Annotated in this window: 24 protein-coding genes; 10 read left to right on the forward strand and 14 right to left on the reverse strand. The window is 63.7% G+C overall.

What is annotated here, in order from left to right:
* Positions 1-166 (forward strand): transposase (locus J6497_RS26485; protein WP_225707302.1); only part of this gene is annotated, 166 nt, incomplete at its 5' end.
* A gap of 168 nt (positions 167-334) precedes the next feature.
* Here the strand turns inward: J6497_RS26485 and hemH are convergent.
* On the reverse strand, positions 335-1369 hold the full coding sequence (gene hemH / locus J6497_RS26490) for a ferrochelatase (protein WP_225707303.1): 1035 nt from the start codon (positions 1367-1369) through the stop codon (positions 335-337).
* Between the two features lie 85 nt (positions 1370-1454).
* Between hemH and J6497_RS26495 the strand changes: the two genes are divergently transcribed.
* Positions 1455-1853, forward strand: a complete 399-nt coding sequence (locus J6497_RS26495; RefSeq protein ID WP_225707223.1) for an MAPEG family protein — start codon at positions 1455-1457, stop codon at positions 1851-1853.
* A gap of 151 nt (positions 1854-2004) precedes the next feature.
* Here the strand turns inward: J6497_RS26495 and J6497_RS26500 are convergent, their stop codons facing one another.
* The 3 genes from J6497_RS26500 to J6497_RS26510 are packed head-to-tail and all read right to left on the reverse strand — an operon-like array spanning position 2005 to position 5832.
* Positions 2005-3099: a nickel/cobalt transporter gene (locus J6497_RS26500; protein ID WP_225707224.1), complete on the reverse strand. Its 1095-nt coding sequence runs from the start codon at positions 3097-3099 to the stop codon at positions 2005-2007.
* Positions 3096-3689 (reverse strand): DUF1007 family protein, encoded by a 594-nt coding sequence (locus J6497_RS26505; protein ID WP_225707304.1) that lies wholly within the window; start codon positions 3687-3689, stop codon positions 3096-3098. Before J6497_RS26505 ends, J6497_RS26500 begins: the two co-directional genes overlap by 4 nt.
* 52 nt (positions 3690-3741) lie before the next feature.
* A complete protein-coding gene (locus J6497_RS26510) occupies positions 3742-5832 on the reverse strand; it encodes a M3 family metallopeptidase (protein ID WP_225707225.1) in 2091 nt (696 codons plus the stop codon).
* A 129-nt stretch (positions 5833-5961) separates the two neighbouring features.
* On the opposite strand from J6497_RS26510, the gene J6497_RS26515 reads away from it, so the two are divergent.
* From J6497_RS26515 to J6497_RS26540, 6 genes are all read left to right on the forward strand, one after another.
* The gene (locus J6497_RS26515) at positions 5962-6222 is read left to right on the forward strand and encodes a hypothetical protein (protein ID WP_225707226.1); all 261 of its coding nucleotides are present in this window, start codon (positions 5962-5964) and stop codon (positions 6220-6222) included.
* A gap of 659 nt (positions 6223-6881) precedes the next feature.
* Entirely contained in the window at positions 6882-8024 is a 1143-nt protein-coding gene (locus J6497_RS26520) for a type III PLP-dependent enzyme (RefSeq protein ID WP_225707227.1), read from the forward strand.
* 140 nt (positions 8025-8164) lie between these two features.
* On the forward strand, positions 8165-8761 hold the full coding sequence (locus J6497_RS26525) for a GNAT family N-acetyltransferase (protein WP_225707228.1): 597 nt from the start codon (positions 8165-8167) through the stop codon (positions 8759-8761).
* A gap of 11 nt (positions 8762-8772) precedes the next feature.
* Entirely contained in the window at positions 8773-8940 is a 168-nt protein-coding gene (locus J6497_RS26530) for a hypothetical protein (RefSeq protein WP_225707229.1), read from the forward strand.
* A 97-nt stretch (positions 8941-9037) separates the two neighbouring features.
* Entirely contained in the window at positions 9038-9427 is a 390-nt protein-coding gene (locus tag J6497_RS26535) for a RidA family protein (RefSeq protein ID WP_225707230.1), read from the forward strand.
* 50 nt (positions 9428-9477) lie between these two features.
* On the forward strand, positions 9478-10908 hold the full coding sequence (locus J6497_RS26540; RefSeq protein ID WP_225707231.1) for a homospermidine synthase: 1431 nt from the start codon (positions 9478-9480) through the stop codon (positions 10906-10908).
* Between the two features lie 132 nt (positions 10909-11040).
* On the opposite strand, the gene J6497_RS26545 is transcribed toward J6497_RS26540, so the two are convergent.
* A complete protein-coding gene (locus J6497_RS26545) occupies positions 11041-11433 on the reverse strand; it encodes a hypothetical protein (protein WP_225707307.1) in 393 nt (130 codons plus the stop codon).
* A gap of 65 nt (positions 11434-11498) precedes the next feature.
* Complete coding sequence (locus J6497_RS26550; protein ID WP_225707232.1) at positions 11499-11828, reverse strand: hypothetical protein; 330 nt, start codon at positions 11826-11828, stop codon at positions 11499-11501.
* A 346-nt stretch (positions 11829-12174) separates the two neighbouring features.
* Here J6497_RS26550 and J6497_RS26555 point away from each other — a divergent pair, with 346 nt between their 5' ends.
* Positions 12175-13707 (forward strand): MFS transporter, encoded by a 1533-nt coding sequence (locus J6497_RS26555; protein ID WP_225707233.1) that lies wholly within the window; start codon positions 12175-12177, stop codon positions 13705-13707.
* 157 nt (positions 13708-13864) lie between these two features.
* The gene (locus J6497_RS26560) at positions 13865-14953 is read left to right on the forward strand and encodes a TRAP transporter substrate-binding protein (RefSeq protein WP_225707234.1); all 1089 of its coding nucleotides are present in this window, start codon (positions 13865-13867) and stop codon (positions 14951-14953) included.
* Between the two features lie 285 nt (positions 14954-15238).
* Here the strand turns inward: J6497_RS26560 and J6497_RS26565 are convergent, their stop codons facing one another.
* From J6497_RS26565 to J6497_RS26600, 8 genes are all read right to left on the reverse strand, one after another.
* Positions 15239-16681, reverse strand: coding sequence for a DUF5107 domain-containing protein (locus J6497_RS26565; RefSeq protein ID WP_225707235.1), 1443 nt, complete (start codon positions 16679-16681; stop codon positions 15239-15241).
* A gap of 236 nt (positions 16682-16917) precedes the next feature.
* Positions 16918-17634 carry an MgtC/SapB family protein gene (locus J6497_RS26570; protein ID WP_225707236.1) on the reverse strand — a complete coding sequence of 239 codons (717 nt, stop codon included), beginning with the start codon at positions 17632-17634 and terminating at the stop codon, positions 16918-16920.
* Between the two features lie 33 nt (positions 17635-17667).
* Positions 17668-18684 carry a WD40 repeat domain-containing protein gene (locus J6497_RS26575; protein WP_225707237.1) on the reverse strand — a complete coding sequence of 339 codons (1017 nt, stop codon included), beginning with the start codon at positions 18682-18684 and terminating at the stop codon, positions 17668-17670.
* Positions 18684-19736 carry a CobW family GTP-binding protein gene (locus tag J6497_RS26580; protein ID WP_225707238.1) on the reverse strand — a complete coding sequence of 351 codons (1053 nt, stop codon included), beginning with the start codon at positions 19734-19736 and terminating at the stop codon, positions 18684-18686. Before J6497_RS26580 ends, J6497_RS26575 begins: the two co-directional genes overlap by 1 nt.
* Before the next feature lie 61 nt (positions 19737-19797).
* Positions 19798-20685 (reverse strand): metal ABC transporter substrate-binding protein, encoded by an 888-nt coding sequence (locus J6497_RS26585; RefSeq protein WP_225707239.1) that lies wholly within the window; start codon positions 20683-20685, stop codon positions 19798-19800.
* 5 nt (positions 20686-20690) lie between these two features.
* Positions 20691-21560, reverse strand: a complete 870-nt coding sequence (locus J6497_RS26590; RefSeq protein WP_225707240.1) for a metal ABC transporter permease — start codon at positions 21558-21560, stop codon at positions 20691-20693.
* Between the two features lie 175 nt (positions 21561-21735).
* Positions 21736-22488 carry a metal ABC transporter ATP-binding protein gene (locus tag J6497_RS26595; RefSeq protein ID WP_225707241.1) on the reverse strand — a complete coding sequence of 251 codons (753 nt, stop codon included), beginning with the start codon at positions 22486-22488 and terminating at the stop codon, positions 21736-21738.
* A 3-nt stretch (positions 22489-22491) separates the two neighbouring features.
* A complete protein-coding gene (locus J6497_RS26600; RefSeq protein ID WP_225707242.1) occupies positions 22492-22692 on the reverse strand; it encodes a hypothetical protein in 201 nt (66 codons plus the stop codon).
* Between the last annotated feature and the right edge of the window lies 1 nt (position 22693).

The raw sequence follows: 22693 nt of genomic DNA on the forward strand, positions 1-22693 counted from the left end.
CCGCGCGCCGGTCGAGCAGGTCTTCGCGCGTCTCAAGGGCGTCTACCGCTGGGCGCGCGCCCGCTATCTGGGCCTGAGACGCAACCAGACGCATCTGCGTCTTATCTGCCTCGCCATGAACCTCAAACGATGGGCGGTGCTGCAGCCCGTGGGAGCTGCGGCGTGACCGCCACCGCCCGCTGCCATCGGACGGCCCTGAAAACGCGGCCCTCAACCCTCGCGTACCGCCTGAGGCAGCGCAAAAAAATGCCTGACATCGGCTGCCACTCCCGCTCAGCCAATTAAGCAAAGCTCTCGCAAGCGGGAGAGGGAGCGCACCATCGTCCGTTATGCTCTAGATCCAGCCCTGGAGTTCGCGTAGCACGAGCTGGCGGATCACGTCCATGCCGGGCTCGCTGTCGTTCAGGCAGGGGATCGCGGCAAACTGCTCGCCGCCATTCTGCTTGAAGATGTGCGCGTTCTCCTGGGCGATCTCTTCCAGAGTCTCCAGGCAGTCGGCGGAAAAGCCGGGCGTGACGACGGCAATTCGCCGCACGCCGTCGCTGGCGAGCTTTTCGACGGTCTTGTCGGTATAGGGCTGCAGCCAGACGTCGTTGCCGAAGCGGGACTGGAACGTCATCATCAGCTTCGAGGCATCAAGCCCTAAGCGCCTGCGCAGGCTTTCCGTCGTTGCGACACAGTGGGAGAAATAGGGATCGCCCTGGTCGACATATTTCTGCGGCATGCCGTGGAAGGACGCCACGATCAATTCCGGCTCGAACGGCAGTGTCGCCAGATGCGCATTGATCGATACCGCCAGCGCCTCGATATAGACAGGATCGTCATAGTACGGCGACGATATCCGCAAGGTCGGCTGTGCGCGCAGGCTGGTGAGCACACGGAACGCCTCGTCGCAAACGGTCGCCGACGTCGCGGCCGAATATTGCGGATAGAGCGGCACCACCAACACCCGGTTGCAGCCTTGCGCCGTCAACGCCTCGACCCGCTCGCGGATCGAGGGATTGCCGTAGCGCATCGCCCAATCGACGACGACATGGTCTTCTCCGATCGCCGCCGCGAGCTTTTCCGCCTGCGAGCGCGTGATCGTCTTCAGCGGCGACTCGTTCTTCTCGGTATTCCAGATCTTCTGGTAGTCGAGCGCCTTGGTGCGGGGACGCGTGCGCAGGATGATGCCGTTGAGGATCAGCTTCCACACCAGCCCCTGATCCTCGATCACACGGGGATCGGACAGGAATTCCCTAAGGTAGACGCGGACGCCCTGGGCATCGGCGGTGTCGGGCGTGCCGAGATTGACCAGCAGCACGCCGATGCGATCCGGCTTGGCTTGCGCTGCCGGCGTCGTGTTTCCGACTGGGGCGACCACGGTCATGACCAGAACGGCTTCGCGCGTTGCCCCAATCTTGTCAAGACAACCGCGCGTTAGATAGGCTCCCGGCGCAACGCGGGGAGAAGCCATGACGGTTGCCGAATGGTGCGTGTTCGGAACGCTGATGCTGTATTTGTTGACGATCGCAGCCGCCAAGTGGACCGCGATCGGCCGCTTCGACAATTCGAACCCGCGCGATCCAGCTTTCTATGACGACCCGATCCGCGCCCGCGCACTTGGCGCCCACCAGAACGGGATCGAGGCCTTTCCGTTCTTTGCGGTCGCCGTGCTGCTGGCCGAATTCCGCTTGGGCCCCTTACGGCTGATCGATGAGCTCGCGGTGTTGTTCCTGATCGTGCGCATCGCCTATGTCTTCACCTATCTCGGCAACCGCCCGACCTTGCGCTCGATCCTCTGGACCATCGGTTTTGCGATCAACGTCGCGATCTTCTTCCTGCCGGCGATCCGGGGGTATTTGACGGCGTGAGTTCTCGCCTGCCTTCTCCCTCTCCCCGTTCTTACGGGGAGAGGGTTGGGGTGAGGGGCTCTCGCCGCGAAAAAAGTGAAAGTTGTGTTCGCGGAGAGAACCCTCACCCGGCGCTACGCGCCGACCTCTCCCGCACGCGGGGGAGGTGACATCACAGGCACGTGACGCGTTCGGCGGCGAGGTAGCCGAACAACAGGCCGAGCCCGAACAGCAGCACCAGGCCGGCCGCGCCGAATTCGATGCCGCGCATGAAGAGCACGCCGCTGCCATCGCGTCCGGCACTCAGGCGTTGCGCAACGCCGCGGGCGGAGACGGCGACGATCGCAATGGCGGCCACCGTGATCGCGGTGCCGAGCCCCATCACGAAGGTGGCGGCGATGCCGGCCCAGAACAGCCCCTGGGCCAGCGCGAACACCAGCACCAGGATCGCGCCCGAGCAAGGCCGGATGCCAACGGTGACGATCGCGCTCAGGCCGCGCCGCCAGCCGCCAGGGCCGGCGAGCTCGCTCGGCTCCGGGCCATGCGAGTGGCCGCAATGCTCGTCATGGACATGCGCATGATCATGCTGGTGGCCGTGGTGATGATCATGATCGTGGTCATGATCATGGTGATGATCGCGGTGATGGTGGTGGTCGTGATCATGGTGGTGCGGAACGCCGGCCAAGGCGGGCTGCGGCAAGCGCACCTGCAGCGCGCGGAAGAATCCGCCGCCCTTGCTCCAGACCAGCCGCGCGCCGAATGCCGCGATCAGGGCATAGCTGACGATCTCGATCGCCTTCTCTGCCCCGCACATGGTCTTGGCGGTGGCGTTGAACACCCAGGCGAAGACGCCGACGATCACCACCGCGACCAGCGACTGCATCAGGGCCGATGCAAACGACAGCGCAATGCCGCGCCATGCCGTTTCCCGGTTCGCAACCAGATAGGAGGAGATCACCGCCTTGCCATGGCCGGGACCGGCGGCATGGAAAATCCCATAGGCGAAGGAGACCCCAAGCAGCGTCCAGACCGCATAGCCATCAGTCTTGGCGGCACGGATGGTCGCAGAAATCTCGCGGTAGAATTCCGACTGCCTGGCGAGCAGCCAGCCGACGATGCCGCCGACCCGCGGCTCGGCCGCCGGCCGCGGACCGCCAAACGGATTTTGCGCTGATAGCGCATGCAGCGCGGCATCGGCCAGCACGAAGGCTGCGAGCGCCACGACGGTAATCGCGAGCCCCCGTGCGAAGGACGATTGCTGCTTCATGGGCACTCCACCACGATCTTGTTGGCGAACATCGCGCCGAAGTTGGCGCTGTCGCCGTTCAGGAAGTTCTGCTCCCCGAGCTGTTGCGCGCTCGCGGTGCCGTCATTCGGCCGCTGGAACTGCATCTTGCAGTCGGCCGGCGCGCCGACCAGCTTGACCGGGTCCTTGTCGGCATATTTGAAGTCGATGAAGAAGGCGGGATCGAACACTTCGAGCGCGAGCTGCCTGGTCTTGAACGGCGTCTTCGCCGGCAGCGTGAAGTGCAGCGTCAACTCCGTGTTCTTGTATTCAAGGAAATAGTCGACCGGCTCGGCGAATTTCTGCTTCTTGCCGTCGGCCTTGGCGAAGGTGAAATACGCGAATTCCTTCAGCGACTCGACATTGGTCTGCGCGAGCGGCGCCAGCTCTTCGCGGGTGTAGGCGCCCTTGGTCTTGGCCTCGATGCCCTGCAGCGCATAGGTCGAGAACATGTCATCGAAGGTCCAGGCGTGGCGGACGCCGGTGATGGTGCCGTCGGGCGCATAGATCAACTCGCTCCGGGCGGTGATCCAGACATGCGGATGGGCTTCGGCGGCCGCCGCGCCGAGCATCGCTGCTCCGGCGACCAGCAGACCAAGCCATTTGCGGGAAATGCGCCTCACCTCAGGCGGCCTCGGCCGGCTCAAGCAAGCCGCGCCGGCGGAGCAGCGCATCCGGCTCCGGCTCGCGGCCGCGGAAGGCGACGTAAGCCTCCTCCGGATCGCGTGAGCCGCCCGACGAATAGATGTCGTCGAGCAGGCGCTTGGCGGTCGCGGCATCGAAGATGTCGCCCGCCTCCTCGAAGGCGCCGAAGGCATCCGCGTCCATCACCTCCGACCACATGTAGCTGTAATAGCCGGCGGCATAGTGATCGCCGGAGAAAATGTGGCCGAACTGGGTCGGCCGGTGCCGCAGCACGATCTCGGCGGGCATGCCGATCTTTTCCAGCTCCTGTTTCTCGAAAGCCCGGACGTCGCGGCTGGCTGCGGCCGGCTGGGTGTGGAATTCGAGGTCAATCAGCGCCGAGGAAACGAACTCCACGGTGGCAAAACCCTGGTTGAACTTCCGCGCGGCGAGGAAGCGCTGCAGGAGATCCTCCGGCAGCGGCTCGCCGGTCTGGTAGTGCCGTGCGAAGCGCTGCAGCACCTCCGGCCGTTCCTGCCAGTGTTCGTAGAGCTGCGAGGGCAGCTCGACGAAATCGGTGAACACCGAGGTGCCTGACAGCGAGGGATAGGTCACGTTGGACAGCATGCCGTGCAGGCCGTGGCCGAATTCGTGGAACAGGGTGCGGGCGTCATCAGGCGACAGCAGCGCGGCCTCGCCGTCCGCGCCCTTGGCGAAATTGCAGACATTGATGACGAGCGGGGCAACCGCGCCGTCGAGCTTCTGCTGGTCGCGCAGCGAGGTCATCCAGGCGCCGGAACGCTTCGAGGACCGGGCAAAGTAGTCGCCATAGAACAGCGCTTTGTGCTTGCCGTCGCGGTCCTTCACGTCCCAGACCCGCACGTCCGGGTGCCAGACCGGGACGTCCTTGCGCTCTTCGAAGGTGACGCCAAACAGGCGGGTGGCGCAGTCGAAGGCGGCCTCGATCATGTGGTCGAGCACGAGATACGGCTTGATCGCGGCGTCATCGAAATTGGCGCTGATCTGCCGGAGCTTCTCGGCGTAGTAGCGCCAGTCCCAGGGCGCCAGGGTGAAATTGCCGCGCTCCTCCGCGATCAGCCCCTGCAGCGCGTCGCGGTCGGCGAGCGCCCGCGCCCGGGCCGGCTTCCAGACCCGCTCCAACAGGTTGCGCACGGCGTCCGGCGTCTTGGCCATGGAGTCCTCGAGCCGGTAGGCGGCGTAATTCGAAAAGCCCATGATCTTGGCGGCTTCCTCACGCAGCGCCAGGATCTCGACGATGGTCTCGTTGTTGTCGTTGGCGTTGCCATTGTCGCCGCGCGCGACAAAAGCCTTGAAGACCTTTTCGCGCAGGTCGCGTCGCGCGGACGTCTTCAGAAACGGCTCGACGGAGGAGCGCGACAGCGTCACGATCGCCTTGCCGACCATTCCGCGCTCCTCCGCCGCAGCCTTGGCCGCGGCAACAAAGCTGTCGGACAGGCCGGCGCCGTCGTCCTCGCCGAGTTCCATGAACCAGTCCTGCTCGTCGCCGAGCAGATGGTGGCTGAAGGTGGTGCCGAGATGGGCGAGCCGCTCGTTGATCTCTGCCATCCGCTGCTTTGCGGCGTCGTCGAGGCCGGCGCCGGCGCGGCGGAAGCGGGTATAGGTGCGTTCCAGGAGCCTGAGCTGCTCGCCGCTCAGGCCGAGCGAGGCGCGGTTCTGGCGCAACAGCGCGATGCGGCCGAATAGCACAGCGTTCATCATGATCGGGTTCCAGTGCCGCGCCATACGCAAGGAGACTTCCTTGTCGATCTCCAGGATCGCCGGGTTGGAATGCGCCGACACCAGGTCGTAGAACACCGCCGAGACCTTGGAGAGCAGCTTGCCTGAGCGCTCCAGCGCGATGATGGTGTTGGCGAAGTCCGGCGCCGCCGGATCATGAACGATCGCGGCAATCTCGGCGGAGTGATCGACAAAGGCCTGCTCGAAGGCCGGCAGGAAGTGCTCGGGCTGGATCTCGTCGAAGGGCGGCGTCTCGAACGAGGTCTGCCAGCCCTGCAGAAGCGGATTGGCCGAACCTTCCGGGGCGGCTGAAACGTGCGAGGTTGCCGACATGCGAAATCCCATTTTTGTCCAACATATTGCGGCAATCTATACCATGCGATGCGGCAATTTTGGGCCTTTTGCGCTTGATCGCAGGACCCATTTCAGGGACATTGCGCCCCTCAAAAAGGACCTTCTTCCATGAACATCCAGCCCTCCTCCACCGGCAACCGCGCGATCGCCTGGCCGAGCGTGATCACCGTGATCAGCGCGGCGATCCTGATCGGCGCGGAGGTGTTCGGTGCGGCGTTCGCTGGCGGCTGGGCGCTCGCGATCCTGCTTGGGCTCGAGGACACCGGCGCACACATCCTGCAAGCGGTGCTGTTCGCACTCGGCGTCCTCGTGATGATCGCGTTCATCCGCGCGGCGCAACGCATCGAGCCGTTCACGCGCCGCGCCTGAGGCACGACTGCGAAAACACTGTGGCAGAAGGCTGTAAACGCGCAACCGACTGTTAGGTTCTCTTAACGTCCGTTCATGTTCGGCGTCGCCTGCGCGCGCAGTGACAAACAATCGCAAGCTCGCGTTAGGGAAATCTGCGCTCATCCCAAAAAAATTCTTGCGCAGCTAAGTCAAAACACTTATTTCCAGCCTTGCCCAATTTCGCACGTGCCTGTGGTCGTGTGTCAGTCGGTAGGTATCCGGACAAGAGGCCGGACAGCCGCCAAGGGATGAAGAACCGAGGGTCGCCTCTAGATGCGGCCAGCATCTCTCTCAAGGGATGCCGATGAAGGTCTCTCCATCTCTTGCAACCGTGACTGGCAGCCGGAGGCGAACCGGCGCACCTCGCTCTCAACGGGGGACGCGACTTAAAGCAACGACGGAGCGGGCTTTTTTGGTCTCTACCGGCAGTCCAACGCCGGCGCGGGCTACTGAAAAGGCTTGTCCTTCATTGCCAGGTGAGCGGGCGGGAAATCTCCCAACCAATCCACGGCAGCACAGTCTGGTTTGAGTTTTTTGGCTTCGTTGCGCCTCCATCGCGCAATGCGGCCAGAGCGCTCCTATCGGACGTCTTGTTTTCGAAATGCGGCCCCGTCGCTGGGGTCGTTTGGGAGAGTGCCATGACCGAGCGCATCCAGGAATTCCTGCGTCACCGCCGCAGCGAGGGCCTCGACACCGAGCCGTGCCTCGTCGTCGACCTCGAAATCGTGCGCGACAACTACCAGAGCTTCGCGAAGGCGTTGCCGGACAGCCGCGTGTTCTACGCGGTGAAGGCCAACCCGGCACCGGAAGTGCTGTCGCTGCTCGCCTCGCTGGGCTCCTGCTTCGATACCGCAACCGTTGCCGAGATCGAGATGGCGCTGGCCGCAGGCGCGACGCCGGATCGTATCTCCTATGGCAACACGATCAAGAAGGAGCGCGACATCGCGCGCGCCTTTGCGCTCGGCATTCGCCTGTTCGCGGTCGACTGCGCCGCCGAGGTCGCGAAGGTCGCCCGTGCCGCTCCCGGCGCCAAGGTGTTCTGCCGCATCCTCTACGACTGCGCCGGCGCCGAATGGCCGCTGTCGCGCAAGTTCGGCTGCGACCCGGAGATGGCGGTCGACGTGCTCGACCTCGCCAAGCGGCTGGGGCTGGAGCCGGTCGGCATCTCCTTCCATGTCGGCTCGCAGCAGCGCAAGGTGAAGGCGTGGGACCGGGCGCTGGCGATGGCCTCGACCGTGTTCCGCGACTGCGCCGAGCGCGGGATCAACCTGTCCATGGTCAACATGGGCGGCGGCTTCCCGACCAAGTACCTGAAGGACGTTCCTCCGGTCGTGCAGTACGGCCGGTCGATCTTCCGCGCGCTGCGCAAGCATTTCGGCAACCAGATCCCGGAGACGATCATCGAGCCGGGCCGCGGCATGGTCGGCAATGCCGGCGTCATCGAGACCGAAGTCGTTCTGATCTCCAGGAAGAGCGACGAGGACGAGGTGCGCTGGGTCTATCTCGACATCGGCAAGTTCGGCGGTCTCGCCGAGACAATGGACGAGTCGATCCGCTACGCGATCCGCACCCCGCATGACGGGGCGGACATGACGCCGTGCGTGCTCGCTGGCCCGACCTGCGACTCCGCCGACGTGCTGTACGAGAAGCTGCCGTATCCGCTTCCGGTGACGCTCGAGATCGGCGACAAGCTGCTGATCGAAGGCACCGGCGCCTATACGTCGACCTACTCGTCGGTGGCCTTCAACGGCATCCCGCCGCTGAAGACCTACCACATCTGAGGTCTCTCACCTCTCCCGCTCGCGGGAGAGGGAGCAAGAGAACCGGGAGCCGGCCAGCCGGCTCCCTCCCCGCTGTTTGCGAATTCTGAACGACGCTTCCACCGGTGTGCCCCGCCGTTGGAAGCGGGGACTGACGTGCCATGACTGCTTTGCGGACGACCACCATTGCCCTCATGCCGAGCGCCGCTCCGTTCGTGATCCGTGCGGAACGTTCCTCGGACGCCCGGACGCGTGAAATGCTGCTGGATGCCTGCTTTGGCGAAAACCGCCATCAGCGCACATGCCAGCGCCTGCGCGACGGACGTGCGCCCGCCGAAGGCCTTGCCCTGTCGGCGGTCGCGAGCGGCCGGCTGGTCGGTACCGTGCGGTTGTGGCACGTCAGCGCCGGGGGCAGACCTGCGCTGATGCTGGGGCCGCTGGCGGTGGATTCCACCTGCCGCGGCCTCGGCGTCGGCGCCGCGCTGATGGATCGCGCGCTCGAGCTCGCACGCACGCGCGGCCATGGCGCGGTGATCCTGCTGGGCGACGCGCCCTATTACGCCCGCTTCGGCTTCTCGCCCGAGAAGATGAGCGACGTGGCGCTGCCCGGCCCGTTCGAGCGCGACCGGCTGCTCGGCCTCGAACTCGCCGAGGGCGCACTCGACGGCGCCTGCGGCATGATCACCGCGACCGGCGCATTGCTGCTCAAACGCAAGGCACGCGCGAAGACATTGCGCGCCGTGCCGCAGGCCGCGTGACGGTTGCGATCATGGCCGAGACCCTTCCCGCAACCGACGTCGCGCGTCCACGTCTGCGCAGCGTCATCACCACCATCGTCCTGATCCTGATCTCGGTCATGATCGTCAGGGACATCTTCGTGCGCCGCTGGAGCTCGCCGTCCGCTCCAGCGGCCGACACGACCCAGCACTCCCGCTGACCCGCGAAACCAGAACCGAGGTTTGCGCGGCCGGGAAAATCCCGTAAACCGCGCAGGCACCCGGATATCGCGCAACGCTCAGATAGGAGATCTTGAAATGTCCCGCCGCCTGATCTCGACCGGCTCGCCTTTCGAGAAGACCGCCGGCTACAGCCGCGCCGTGATCGACGGCGATTTCGCCTTCGTTGCCGGCACCACCGGCTATGACTACACCACGATGACAATGCCTGATGATGTCACGAGCCAGTCACGGAACTGTTTCAAGACCATCGAGGCCGCCCTCAAGGAAGGCGGCTTCGCGCTGACCGACATCGTCCGCGCGACCTATTACCTGACGGACGCGAAGGACGCGGAAGCCCACTTCGCGGTTTGCGGCGAGTTTCTCGGCGATATTCGCCCAGCGGGCACGCTCTTGATCGTCGCGGGACTCTTGAAGCCCGAGATGAAGGTCGAGATCGAAGTCACCGCGAAGCGACGCACCGCCTGAATCCACCAAAACCTGTCCACCCGCTCGAGCCAATCTCCTGGAGATATTAGATGAGCCCCTCCTCGCAGATCCACGCAAAGATTTCCGGCCCCATTGTCATGATCGGCTTCGGCTCGATCGGCAAAGGCACGCTGCCCCTGATCGAGCGGCATTTCGACTATGACAAGTCGCGCTTCGTCATCATCGATCCGCATGAGGACGGCGAACTCGCCAAGAAGCATGGCGTGCGCTTCATCAAGGACGGCGTCACCCGCGACAATTACCGCGAACTCTTGGTGCCGCTCTTGACCGCCGGCGGCGGTCAGGGCTTTTGCGTCAACCTCTCGGTCGACACCTCCTCGGTCGACATCATGACGCTGTGCCGTGAGATCGGCGCGCTCTACATCGACACCGTGATCGAGCCGTGGGCCGGCTTCTATTTCGACAAGAGCCTAGGCATCGAAGCGCGCTCTAACTATGCGCTGCGCGAGACGCTGCTCGCCGCCAAGCGCAAGAGCCCGGGCGGGACCACCGCGGTCTCGACCTGCGGCGCCAATCCCGGCATGGTGTCCTGGTTCGTCAAGCAGGCGCTGCTCGACATCGCCCGCGACACCGGCGTCGAGTTCAACGAGCCGAAGAGCCGCGAGGGCTGGGGCCAGCTCGCCCACACGCTCGGCGTCAAGGGCATCCATATCGCCGAGCGCGACACCCAGCGCTCGAAGAAGCCGAAGCCGATGAACGTCTTCGTCAATACCTGGTCGGTCGAGGGCTTCGTCTCCGAGGGCCTGCAGCCGGCCGAGCTCGGCTGGGGCACCAATGAGAAATGGATGCCGGAGAACGGCCGCACGCACGCGCATGGCTGCCAGGCCGCGATCTACCTGCAGCAGCCCGGCGCCAACACCCGCGTGCGTTCCTGGTGCCCAACGCCCGGCGCGCAATACGGCTTCCTCGTCACTCATAACGAGTCGATCTCGATCGCGGACTATTTCACGGTGCGCGACGGCGAGAAGGTGATCTATCGCCCGACCTGCCACTACGCCTACCACCCGGCGAACGATGCCGTGCTGTCGCTGCACGAGATGTTCGGCGCGGCCGGCAAGATGCAGCCGAGATGGCACATCCTGGATGAGAATGAGATCGAGGACGGCATCGACGAGCTCGGCGTGCTGCTCTACGGCCACGCCAAGAACGCCTATTGGTACGGCTCGCAGCTCTCGATCGAGGAGACCCGCCGCATCGCGCCCTACCAGAACGCCACCGGCATGCAGGTGTCGTCAGCCGTGCTCGCCGGCATGGTCTGGGCGTTGGAAAATCCGGAAGCCGGCATCGTCGAAGCCGACGAGATGGACTTCCATCGCTGCCTGCAAATCCAGCGGCCCTATCTCGGCCCGGTGAAGGGTTTTTATACCGACTGGACCCCGCTCATCGACCGGCCCGGCCTGTTCCCGGAGGATATCGACACGTCCGATCCCTGGCAGTTCCGAAATATCCTGGTGCGCTGACGCGCGCTCGCCTTTCGTCATTCCGGGATGACCCGAAGGGTCAGGCCCGGAATCCATGTCGCCGCCCGCGCCTGTGGCCCGATGGATTGCGGGCTCGCGCTTGCGCGCGCCCCGGAATGACCATGGGCACGACTACTTCTGCTGAACCGGCGACGCGGGCTGTGCACCGGCCTTCTGCGCGTCCGGGTCAGGACGCGCGAGTTCGGACGCCGGGGTCGTCGGACGCTCGCCGCCCGACTTTGATTCGGCGGGTTTCGGCTCGGGCTGCGAAGAGTGCATGGCGGGCGTCGCCTGATAGCATCGGGCTGCGCTTTCTTTCTCAAGAAGAATCACAACAATTCCCGTTCCTTCACTGTGAGTCACGGAAGGAGCAAGAACCTTAGCGTATTGGTCTACTTCGGCCATGACTTCACGGCCCAAGTTCTCGTTTCCGCTGCCCACAGCCGCGCGAAAACGAGCGGATGATCGGGAGATAGGAAGCGAATGCTGTCGATCTGAAGTAATCAGCATCACAGCACGCTGCATGTCAGACCCCAAATCCATGTCGCAGCCGCGACTGTGATCCGGCGGATTCTCCGACGTGACAGAGCCTATTTCTTCTGCTGAACGGGCGGCGCGGTCTTTTCCGCCGGCGCGGGTGGGAGCACAGGCTGCGCACCGGTCTTCTGCGCGTCCGGGTCAGGACGCGCAGGTTCGGGGGGCGGCGTGGTCGGACGCTCACCGCCGGGCTTGGATTCGGCGGGTTTCGTCTGCGGCTCGGGCGGGGAAGACTGCGTTGGCGGCGTCGCCTGCGCCACGTCCTGGGATTGGCGCGCGGCAATCGCGGCCAGCGAAAGGCCGGAAATCGCAAGTCCGCTCACAAACAGAACGGATGCGATCAGAAGATCGTTCCGGAAAGCGCGCTGCTTATCGGTCGTCATCTCGTTCTACCCGCTTCATTGTCCGCGGGGTCAACGATCCTGGCGAGGGCTGGTTCCGCGCGCAGGGGCGGCTGGAACCGTGCCTGCTAGACGTGTGGTCACCAGATCGGAACGCTGCGCGGATCAGGACGCGTTTGATGCCCGCTGATCCTCTAACAGGAGCGCGAAAACGGAAATCGCTGGAGATCCAGGTCGGGCCAATCGGCAAATAGTTAAAGGCTGAACGGAGTGCGATAGCTTGAGAGGTTGGCGGTCCAATCGCGCTTGTTCTCAGCGACCGACAGATTGCAAACGGTATGCGCCGGGTGCACCCTAACCCGCGATAACCGTCCTTCTCGAGCATCCAATGATTGGATTCACACGGCCGCCCTGCGATGTCGGGGTCATCGAGGCGACACCGGCTTTTGACGCGGCCCTATCCGAGAAAGGCAAGCGGCTTACGCTGGCGGCGACCGTAGTCGGATCGAGCATGGCCCTCCTGGACGGCTCAGTCGTGAACATCGCGCTACCCACAATCCAGCAGGCGCTGCATGCGGATGCGGCAGCGACACAGTGGATCGTCAACGCCTACCTGCTGCTGCTCGGCGCGCTCGTGCTGATCGGTGGCTCGGCTGCCGACCTTTACGGCCGACGTCGGATGTTTGTTTTGGGCATCGCGGTCTTCACCGCCGCCTCCATCGTTTGCGGGCTCTCGCCGAACATTATGGTGCTTAACGTCAGCCGCGCGGTTCAGGGCTTTGGCGCCGCTCTCTTAACGCCAGCCAGTCTGGCAATGTTAGGGGCGGCCTTCAGCGAGCAGGAGCGGAGTCAGGCGATCGGTATATGGGCGGGCGCAGGTGCACTGATGATGGCGGCGGGTCCGTTGCTGGGTGGCTGGCTGGTCGATCAGGTATCGTGGCGGGCAATCTTCCTCCTCAATATCCCGCTCGCCATTGCCGCAGCTGGACTTGCGCTTCGCTTCGGCTGCGAAAGCAGCGATCGCCGGGCGAAGCAACTCGACTGGAGTGGCGCCGCCTCAGTCGCGATCGGCCTTGCTGCGATTACGTGGTCTCTGAGCTCCATTCCGGAGTTGGGATTTCGCGACAAAACAGTGCTGGCTGGCCTGGGAGCGGGAACCGCTTTCCTGGCGTTGTTCGTCGTGATCGAAGCCCGTCTCCATGAGCGGGCGATGATGCCGCTGTCGCTCTATCGATCACGCGATTTTTCAGCAACGAATGCGTTGACGCTGTTACTCTATTTTGCGCTCGGAGGTGCGCTCTATTATCTGCCGTTCGGCCTGATTCGCCTCGGTGGCTACTCCGCGACACAAGCCGGCGCGGCATTGCTGCCTTTTGCCCTGATAATGGGATTCGGGGCATCATTCGCCGGCACCATTGCCGACCGTTTGGGGCCGCGGCTGCTGCTCACTGTCGGGCCCATCGTCGCGGCCTGCGGATTGGCGATGCTTGCTTTTGTCGATCTCAGGCAACCTTACTGGATTGGCGTGTTTCCGCCGATGTTCCTGCTCGGCGTGGGAATGGCAATTACGGTTCCGCCGCTAACGTCGACCGTGATGGGCGCCGCCGGCAAAGCCCATGCCGGCATTGCTTCGGGCATCAACAATGCGGTCGCTCGAGTCGGCGGCCTGCTCGCGGTTGCAGCGCTCGGGGCGGTGCTTTTTGCAAACTTCTTGCATCACCTTGCCGGAACGACGCCTTCGCAAGCCAATGAGGTCCTGAATGCCCTGATGTCGGGGCAGCCCGATGCTGATGCGGGGGCAATAGCCGCATTCGAGCGCGCGCTACGCGCGATCATGCTGGTGCCCGCAAGTTGCGCGGCACTTGCCGGCCTTGCAGGCTGGGTGTGGATCGAGCCGCGCCGCGTGCGCGCAACCAACTGAGACCCATGCGATGCCAAGGCTTTGGGCTGGCTGTAGACCATTCTGGACGTCGGCTGGACCTTGAGGTAATTCCGGGAGCCAGGCCACCGCGGACGCGGTCCGGAAGGCGCCTTGCCCTGCCCAATCGACTTGCAATCTAAGTGAGTGAGAGCACATCATGAAACGCCGTACGTTCCTCAAAGGCAGCGCCGTGGCCGGCGCGGCGACGCTGGTTGCGGCCCCTGCGGTTGCGCAGTCGATGCCCGAGATCAAGTGGCGCCTGACGTCGAGCTTCCCGAAGTCGCTCGATACCATCTACGGCACGGCGCAGACCTTTGCGAAATACGTGGCAGAGGCCACCGACAACAAGTTTCAGATCCAGACTTTTGCGGCCGGCGAGATCGTGCCCGGTTTGCAGGCGCTTGATGCCGTGAGCGTCGCCTCCGTCGAGATCGCGCAGACGCCGCTCTATTTCTACATCGGCAAGGAGCCGGCGCTTGCCTATGCGACGGGCGCGCCTTTCGGCATGAACCATCGCCATCAACATTCCTGGTGGTCATTCGGCGGTGGTGCCGAACTCTGCAACGAAGCCCTGAAACCTTTCAAGGCACATGCGATTCTGTGCGGCAACTCCGGCACGCAAATGGGCGGCTGGTTTCGCAAGGAGATCAAGACGGTCGATGACCTCAAAGGCCTCAAGTTCCGCATCGCGGGCATGGGCGGTCATGTGCTCGCAAGGCTCGGCGTCGTGCCGCAACAGATCGCTGGCGGTGATGTATATCCAGCACTCGAGAAGGGGACGATCGATGCCGCCGAGTTCGTCGGTCCCTATGATGATGAGAAGCTCGGCTTCCAAAAGGTAGCGAAATACTACTATTTCCCCGGCTGGTGGGAAGGCGGAGCCATGTTGCACATGGTCGTGAACGACGAGAAGTGGAATGGCCTTCCCAAGCAATACCAGTCGATCCTCACCCAGGCCGGTGCGGCAGCGGGCGCGTGGATGATCGAGAAATACGACAGCGTGAACCCTGCGGCCTTGAAACGGCTTGTCGCGAATGGGGCGGAGCTGCGCGCATTCCCGCAACCGGTGATGGACGCGAGCTACAAAGCCACGCAAGACCATCTGAACGAGATTGCCGAGAAGAGCCCGCTCTTCAAGAAAACAAAAGAGAGCCACGACGCGTACATGAAGGAGGTGCTCTTCTACACGCAGATCGCGGAAAACTATTACGACAACTACCTGCTCAGCAAAATGCGCAAGGGCTGATGTCGCGCGATCGGGAGAGCCGAACAGCTAAAGCGCGATGAGATGAAGATGAATCATCATCGCGCTTTAGCTTATTGTTTGAGCATGATCTCCGCGCAAACGCTTCGCGTTTGTCGCGAGGGAAAACCGCTTCACACTTTTCCGGATCATGCTCTAGTTGGCTCCAGGCGGGGAGGGAGATCGACAGCCCGAAGCATCCCAATCCGCTATGGTGCGGCAGAATGGCGAGCTTGACTTGGCTGCGGCCAGGACAAGCTTCGCTGCTCCGCGAGCATCGGAGAGAAATCAATTTATTGTCGTCTCAGCCGCGATCAGCTCTTTTCCCTCCGTGGTCCTGATCGTCAACTGCACCTGTTCGCCGCTGGCCCCGGCAGGAACCGTCACCGATATGCGATTTCCATTTTTCGGATCGGCTTTCACGACTTCGTTGAACATTGCGATGTCGCCGCGTTTCAACGTTACGCGCAACGGCGTGACCGGTTCGATGCTGAAGAACTGAAGAGTCACACCAGACGCCTTGGCCGAGAGATTGATCAGGATATTCTCATTTGCATGCGTCACGTTACTCATGCCGACAGTCGGACTGTAGGTTTCCGGAATCGAGACCTCGCCGAGCGCGGGAAAGTCAGCGCTATGGAAGAACTGATCTGACACGCCCGCCCACAATTCGATGTACGGTCGCCACTCGTTCGGCTCCTTGCGGGGATCGGTTTCGCCAGTGAACGAGTGAAATCCCCACGTCCACATTTTCAAGCCTCGCGTGAGGGTATTGTCCGCGATGCGAATAATGCCTTCTTCGTTGTCATGGTTGATCACGCCCCAGAAATTCCTGCCCTGCATATCGGGCGCCGCGTAGGCGATGCCCATCGTCGGCCAGTTCTTGAAGTAGCGCAGGTTTTCGAAGCGCCGCCTGCCCATGCCCGCGCTCTCGTCGCCCTCTGCCAGGCTGGCCGACCAGCCCGGCGTGCTGTAAGTCCGGATCGGCGCGATGATTTCGGCGCCGGCGGTCGTTTTAGGGGCTTTCGGATCCGATCCCGGCGCGAGCGTCGTGCAGGTCCAGTACTCGTATTGGATCGCCTTGTCGTACGGGTTCTTCAGCACCACACGCGCATCGAGTGCGGCCCGATCGGCTTTCAGCGTGACATAATATGTCGCTTCGATGCCGGTTGAACCCCTGAATTTGTCAGGTCGCGCGGAATAATCGAAATTGTCTTTAAGCGACATCGCGACCGTCACTTCGTCGGCGCGCTCCTTCACCACCTCAAAAGCCCACGGCTTCAGCCACGTCTTGCCGTGCTCGGCATCCGGGAATGTGGGGAAGATGCCGCCATACACCATCAGCCAGTCGTAGTAGAAATTTCCGGCCTTGATTCCATAGGGCACACCGACATCCGTGCGATAAAGTTCTTCGTGGCCGGCCGGCTTGTAAATGATGGAAAGAATGCGCCCGCCGAATTCGGGCACGAGTGTAACCTTCAGATATCGATTCTCGAGCACGTGGGACCTGAACGTACGATCGACAATCGTGGCCTTGTCGAGCGACCCGCTGAGAAATCCGTTCTCCGCGTCGGTCGCATATTTGACGGTGCTCCACGTAATCGTGGACTCGCTGAGAGACACGCTATCGTGCACCAGCGAGCCTGCATGCACGACGTGAAACGCACAGAGCGCCGAAAGTACTGCCATTCCGAAACAAACGAGGGTACGCGAGGGAAGCTCAACCGGCATCTACGTCGCCTTTGAATGAGCAGGAGCGAGAATTCTAGTACGCGTCGCCCATCATTGAAATCGAAACGGAACGCCAGCACCGCAATGGGTGAAAAGCGACCATGCTCCTGTTGAGCGGAAGGTTTGCGCCTAGGCTCTTTATTTGAGCATGATCTTTTCGGAAAACCGGTCTCCACTTTTCCGGATCATGCTCTAGTGCCCAGGAGATGACGTCAGCGCCCTTATGAGCCCACGCCCTAATCGGCTGTGTTGACTTCCCAGGTGGCGTGGCGGACGCCCGCCTGACGCTGCAGGTCGACGACGACGGCATTCAGCTCGTTGGGTTTGACTGACGTGCTCACCAACGTCGCCACGATCTCCAGGAGATCGTCACCGGTCTCCTGGACCTCGACATCGGCAACCGGGTAGCTTGCGGCCTCGAGCTTTTCCACCAATTGGTCGCGCATGGCGGGTAAGGCCTCTGTGGAGACCGCGAGCTTGAAATAGTAGGTCGCCTCGGACGCCCGCTCGTCGAGCGGGATGCGATTGATTGCATTCACCAGCGGCCGCAGTAGCGTGTTGCCGGCGAGGATGAACACGGTGAGCGCCGCGGCTTGCGCCTCCATATCGGCGCCGGCGCAGGAGCCGACCGCGGCCGACGCCCACAAGGTCGCCGCCGTGTTGAGCCCGCGCACGTCGATGCCCTGCTTCATGATGACGCCGGCGCCGAGGAAGCCGATGCCGGAGACGACATAGGCGATCACCCGCACGGCGCCGTCCGCGCCCGACAGGCGCATCGCGAGGTCGACGAAGGCGGCAGCACCGACCGCGACCAGCACGTTGGTGCGCAGCCCCGCGGTGCGCTGGCGATATTGCCGCTCGGCGCCGATCAGCGTGCCCAGCACGAAGGCTGCGGTCAGGCTCACCAGCGTGTCGAAGAAATCAGCGAGTTGGAAGGTCGTCAGAAACCGCATGGCCCCTCAATACGGCTTGGACACGACAGGTGATTAAAACTGCAACAGGCCCCCGTCGCCGTCTTCGTCCGCGAATGCCAATAGCGTACCTTTGGCGTTCCAGGCCAGCGCGGAAATCGGCGCGCCCTTGTTTTGACGGAGCAGGATCTCGGCGCCGTCCTCCATCCGCACCATCAGCACGGTGCCATCACCATAGCCGGCGGCCAGGATGTCGTCCTTCGGATGGCAGGCGACGACCGAAACGCGCGCCTGCAGCGGTGCCAGCATCGCCGGCTGCTTGCCCATCGGGCCGTCCTTGGAGGTGAAGGGCCAGATGATGACGGTGTCGGCGCCAGAGGTGGCAAGCCCCTTGCCGCCAGCGCTCCACGACATCGACCGCACGCGGCCGGGATAGCCGCTCATGCGCATGTGCCTGTTGTCGGCGAGCCGCCAGCCATGCATCGCCGGTTCGTGCATCGCAGTGACCAGGAATTTGTTGTCCGGACTGAAAGTGACGGCGTGATGCGAGCCCGCCCATTCCAGGAATTCCGGCTTGGCCGCCATGTTTGGAAACCACAGCGTCGCGCCGCCATAATGCGCTATCGCGAGCCGCAAGCCCTTTGGCGCAAAAGCAAGACCGCCGACCGTTGACGGCGCATCGAAGGATTTTTCCTCGCCCTTGGCGGAACGAACGAAGGCGGTCTTGCCCACCGACCATGCCACCGCGCCATCGGGATGGAGCGCCACGGTATCGATCCACCGCCGCTTCGGGTCCGTCGCCAATGTCGAAACCTCGCCCTTGGCGTTGAGCGCGACCAGCTTGCCGTCGTCACCGCCCATGACGATCCGCTCGCTATCGCAGACGGAGCAGAGGATCGCGCCGCCGTGCACTGGCGTCTGCGAGACTTCGCCCTTCCCGCTGACGACAGCGACATTCTCCTCGGCGCCGACGAAGTGAGCGGTGTCGCCGAGGAAATGCACTGACGTGACGGCCATGCCGAGCGGCACTGGCCGTACCTGGTCGGTCATCGAGGCGATTGAGGGCAGTTCGCCCGGATCGAACTCGCTCATCACGAGACGATGCAGCGCTCAAAGCCGTCGCGGATCGCCTGCTCCGGCAATTCGCGGCCGATGAAGACCAGCCGGCTCTCGCGCGGCTCGCCCTCCTTCCACTTCCGCTGATGGTCGCCTTCCAACATCATATGGACACCCTGGAACACGTAGCGGTCGTCATCGCCGGCGAAAGAGAGGATGCCCTTGGAGCGCAGGATCTTCTGGCCCTCGGTGGCGACCAGGTTCTGCAGCCACGGCATGAATTTCGTGGGGTCGAGCGCCTTGTCCGTGCGCAGCGACAGCGATTGCATGTCCTCGTCGTGATAGTGCTTCAGGCCGTGGCCATGATCATGGTGGTGATGGTCGTGGGCATGGTGGTGATGATCGTGGTCATGGTCATGATCATGCTCGTCGGCCTCCAAAAAGTCCGGCTCGATGTCGAGGATGCGGTCGAGGTCGAAGGCGCCGCGCTCCAGCACGTCGGCGAGTTCCACCTTGCAGCGCTCGGTCCGATGCAGCTTGGCATAGGGGTTGATGCCGCGGATGCGGGCCTCGACCTCGGCGAGCTCCGGCTTCGACACCAGGTCGGTCTTGTTCAGCACGATGACGTCGGCGAAGGCGATCTGGTTCTTGGCCTCGGGCGCGTCCTTCAGCCGGTCGCTGAGCCATTTGGCGTCGGCCACCGTGACGACGGCATCGAGCCGGGCGTTCTTCTGCACATCCTCGTCGACGAAGAAGGTCTGGGCCACCGGCGCCGGATCGGCGAGACCCGTGGTCTCGACGATGATGGCGTCGAACTTGCCCTTGCGCTTCATCAGCCCGTCCATGATGCGGACGAGATCGCCGCGAACGGTGCAGCAGATGCAGCCGTTGTTCATCTCGAACACTTCCTCGTCCGCGCCGATGATCAGGTCGTTGTCGATGCCGATCTCGCCGAATTCGTTGACGATGACGGCGTATTTCTTGCCGTGGTTCTCGGACAGGATGCGGTTGAGCAGCGTGGTCTTGCCGGCGCCGAGATAGCCCGTCAGTACGGTCACAGGGATCTTTTGCGAAGAAGGTTCTGGCATGGCAACTCCGGGGGCGGAACTAAAGAATGCGCTGCCCGGGCCGGCAGGGAGGGCCCCCGCCCTAGTGGCTGAGCGCGCTGGTCAGGGCCTTTATATTGTGCCTGACCATCGCAATGTAAGTGGGTGCTTCGCCCTTTTCGGCAGTGAGACTGTCCGAATAGAGGGTCCCGCCGACCCTGGCCTCGGTCTCATCCGCGATCCGCCGGATCAGGCGCGGATCGCTGATATTTTCGAGAAAAATCGCGGGAATTTTCGCTGTCTTGATCTGGGTGATGATGGCTGCGATGTCGCGGGCGCTGGGCTCGGATTCGGTCGAGACCCCCGCCGGGGCGATGACCTCGATGCCGTAGGCGGCCGCGAAATAGCCGAAGGCACGGTGGGTCGAGATCACCTTGCGGCGCGCTTCCGGGATGGTGGCGATCGCCTGCCGCACTTCCCTGTCCAGCGCGTCGAGCTCTGCCAGATAGTTTTCCGCATTGGCGCGAAAGGCTGCGGCGTCCGTGGGGGCTACGGCTACGAGCGCATCGCGGATATTGGCGGCATAGATCTTCGCATTGGCGACGGACTGCCAGGCATGGGGATCGGGCGCCGAACCGAGCAGGAGCGGCGTAATCCCGTTTGTCGCGGTGATGACGGTCGCCTTGCCACCGGCGGCTTGCACCAGCCGCGGCAGCCAGCCTTCCAGCCCGAACCCATTGATGAAGAGCAGCTTCGCTTCCGCGACCTTCCTGGCGTCGGCCGGCGTCGGCCTGTAGACATGGGCATCACCCTCGGGGCCAACCAGCATCGCCACATTGACGCCGTTGCCGCCGACGTTCCGTACGAAGTCGGCCAGGATCGAGAAGCTCGCGACGACGTTGAGGCGCTCTTGAGCGGAGCGGTCTTGCGCGCGCGCCGGACCGACAAGCGTGACGAGCGCGAGCAGCGCGATCCAGAACCACCGTCGCATCGCCGCTACGCCTCCAGATGCCGGCCGGGGAACATCTGGCGGACCAGACCGCCGACATTGCCGAACAGGAGCGAGGCCAGATAGAGCCCGGCCGCGACCAGGATGATCGCGGGACCGGAGGGAATCCGCGTCTGGAACGACAGCACCAGCCCGGCATAGCCCGAGAGAATCGCGCTTGCGACCGCGATGCAGATCATGCCGGTGATGTCGCGCGACCAGAAGCGCGCGATGCCGGCCGGCAGGATCATCAATCCAACGCCGAGCAACGTGCCGAGCGCATGAAAGCCGTTGACGAGGTTGACCACGACCAGCGCCAGGAACGCCAGATGGGCCGGCGCGCCAGCGCGGCTGACGGTGCGCAGAAACACCGGATCGACGCATTCGATCACCAGCGGCCGGTAGATCACCGCGAGTACGAGCAGCGTGATGGTGGCGTTGAAGGTGATCACCAGCAGCGTCTGGTTGTCCATCGCGAGAATGTCGCCGAACAGCACGTGCAAGAGGTCGATATTGGTGCCCTTGATGGAGACAATGGTGACGCCGAGCGCCAGCGAGACCAGATAGAAGGTGGCGAGCGAGGCGTCTTCCTTCAGCTCTGTGTTGCGCGCAACAAGGCCGGCGAGCAGCGCCACCGCAAATCCCGCGATCAGGCCGCCGATCGTCATCGCGAACAGGTTGAGCCCGGAGAGCAGGAAGCCGATCGCCGCTCCCGGCAGAATCGCATGCGCCATGGCGTCGCCGACCAGGCTCATCCGCCGTAGCATCAGGAACACGCCGATCGGCGCCGCGCCAAGCGAGAGCGCGACCACGGCGGCAAGCGCGCGGCGCATGAACTCGAACTCGGTGAAGGGTGCGATCAGCGCGTCAGTGAGCATGGCTTCACTTCACCTCTCCCGCTTGCGGGAGAGGTCGGCGCGTAGCGCCGGGTGAGGGCTCTCTCCACACGGATAGTCCCTTCGCGGAGACACCCTCACCCCGACCCTCTCCCGCAGGCGGGAGAGGGAGCGCAGCGTCCATCGCGGATACGATTCGATCGGATTTCATCGGGCTTCAGGCGGCGCGCGAGGTATCCACGGCGCAGGCGGCGGCGCGGTCGTCAAAGGCTTCGCACATCCGCATCGCCACCGTCAGATTGTCTGGCGTCAGCACCTCGGCGGTCGGCCCCCATGCCACCGGCCCGCGCGCGAGCAGCAGCGTTTCCGGGAAGTTGGCGCGCACCATGTCGAGGTCGTGCAGCGCCGCGAGCACGGTGCGGCCCTCGGCATGCCAGCGCTTGACCAGCGCCAGCAAGTCGGTGGTGGTCTTGGCGTCGATGGCGTTGAAGGGCTCGTCGAGCACAATCAGCCGCGCATTCTGCAGCAGCACACGCGCGAACAGCATGCGCTGCATCTGCCCGCCGGAGAGCGTGCCGATCGGCCGGTTCTCGAAATCGTTGAGGCCGACGGCGGCGATCGCGGCAAGGACCTTGTCGCGCGCGTCCTTGCCGATGCCGCCGAACAGGCCGATGCCACGCCACAGGCCGGTGCCGACGAAATCGAACACCGAGATCGGAAAGCTGCGGTCGATCTCGGCCGACTGCGGCAGGTAGGCGATATCTCTGTGGTCGAGGCCGCCGAGATGGATCGAGCCGGAGAGCGGCTTCAGGATGCCGGTGATGCCGCGCAAGAGCGTCGACTTGCCGGCCCCGTTCGGGCCGATCACCGCCAGCAGCGCGCCGGAGGCCACTTCGCCGTTGAGATGATGCACCGCCGGGTGGCGGTCGTAGCCGAGCGTGACATTACGGAATTGCAGTTGCGCGGGCACAGCTCACCTCATCGCGAGCAGCACGAAGGCCCACAGGGCCGCACAGATCGCCAGCGCCGCAGCAAGCCGCGCGGCGACCGTCATGCGCAGGATCGACCAGGACGCCGCCTGTGCCGGATGCGGCGCGGCCGGATCGTGGCTGTGGACATGGTCGTGGGCATGTCCGTGGACTTGATGGTGGGTATGGGTATGCGCGTGAGCCATT

It is taken from the genome of Bradyrhizobium cenepequi (assembly GCF_020329485.1).
GTDB classification, from domain to species: Bacteria; Pseudomonadota; Alphaproteobacteria; order Rhizobiales; family Xanthobacteraceae; genus Bradyrhizobium; species Bradyrhizobium cenepequi.

Bases quoted from the DNA above. Each gene is read 5' to 3' on its own strand.
- hemH (WP_225707303.1), bottom strand. From the start codon at position 1,369: ATGACCGTGGTCGCCCCAGTCGGAAACACGACGCCGGCAGCGCAAGCC.
- J6497_RS26495 (WP_225707223.1), top strand. From the start codon at position 1,455: ATGACGGTTGCCGAATGGTGCGTGTTCGGAACGCTGATGCTGTATTTG.
- J6497_RS26500 (WP_225707224.1), bottom strand. From the start codon at position 3,099: ATGAAGCAGCAATCGTCCTTCGCACGGGGGCTCGCGATTACCGTCGTG.
- J6497_RS26505 (WP_225707304.1), bottom strand. From the start codon at position 3,689: ATGCTCGGCGCGGCGGCCGCCGAAGCCCATCCGCATGTCTGGATCACC.
- J6497_RS26510 (WP_225707225.1), bottom strand. From the start codon at position 5,832: ATGTCGGCAACCTCGCACGTTTCAGCCGCCCCGGAAGGTTCGGCCAAT.
- J6497_RS26515 (WP_225707226.1), top strand. From the start codon at position 5,962: ATGAACATCCAGCCCTCCTCCACCGGCAACCGCGCGATCGCCTGGCCG.
- J6497_RS26520 (WP_225707227.1), top strand. From the start codon at position 6,882: ATGACCGAGCGCATCCAGGAATTCCTGCGTCACCGCCGCAGCGAGGGC.
- J6497_RS26525 (WP_225707228.1), top strand. From the start codon at position 8,165: ATGACTGCTTTGCGGACGACCACCATTGCCCTCATGCCGAGCGCCGCT.
- J6497_RS26530 (WP_225707229.1), top strand. From the start codon at position 8,773: ATGGCCGAGACCCTTCCCGCAACCGACGTCGCGCGTCCACGTCTGCGC.
- J6497_RS26535 (WP_225707230.1), top strand. From the start codon at position 9,038: ATGTCCCGCCGCCTGATCTCGACCGGCTCGCCTTTCGAGAAGACCGCC.
- J6497_RS26540 (WP_225707231.1), top strand. From the start codon at position 9,478: ATGAGCCCCTCCTCGCAGATCCACGCAAAGATTTCCGGCCCCATTGTC.
- J6497_RS26545 (WP_225707307.1), bottom strand. From the start codon at position 11,433: ATGCAGCGTGCTGTGATGCTGATTACTTCAGATCGACAGCATTCGCTT.
- J6497_RS26550 (WP_225707232.1), bottom strand. From the start codon at position 11,828: ATGACGACCGATAAGCAGCGCGCTTTCCGGAACGATCTTCTGATCGCA.
- J6497_RS26555 (WP_225707233.1), top strand. From the start codon at position 12,175: ATGATTGGATTCACACGGCCGCCCTGCGATGTCGGGGTCATCGAGGCG.
- J6497_RS26560 (WP_225707234.1), top strand. From the start codon at position 13,865: ATGAAACGCCGTACGTTCCTCAAAGGCAGCGCCGTGGCCGGCGCGGCG.
- J6497_RS26565 (WP_225707235.1), bottom strand. From the start codon at position 16,681: ATGCCGGTTGAGCTTCCCTCGCGTACCCTCGTTTGTTTCGGAATGGCA.
- J6497_RS26570 (WP_225707236.1), bottom strand. From the start codon at position 17,634: ATGCGGTTTCTGACGACCTTCCAACTCGCTGATTTCTTCGACACGCTG.
- J6497_RS26575 (WP_225707237.1), bottom strand. From the start codon at position 18,684: ATGAGCGAGTTCGATCCGGGCGAACTGCCCTCAATCGCCTCGATGACC.
- J6497_RS26580 (WP_225707238.1), bottom strand. From the start codon at position 19,736: ATGCCAGAACCTTCTTCGCAAAAGATCCCTGTGACCGTACTGACGGGC.
- J6497_RS26585 (WP_225707239.1), bottom strand. From the start codon at position 20,685: ATGCGACGGTGGTTCTGGATCGCGCTGCTCGCGCTCGTCACGCTTGTC.
- J6497_RS26590 (WP_225707240.1), bottom strand. From the start codon at position 21,560: ATGCTCACTGACGCGCTGATCGCACCCTTCACCGAGTTCGAGTTCATG.
- J6497_RS26600 (WP_225707242.1), bottom strand. From the start codon at position 22,692: ATGGCTCACGCGCATACCCATACCCACCATCAAGTCCACGGACATGCC.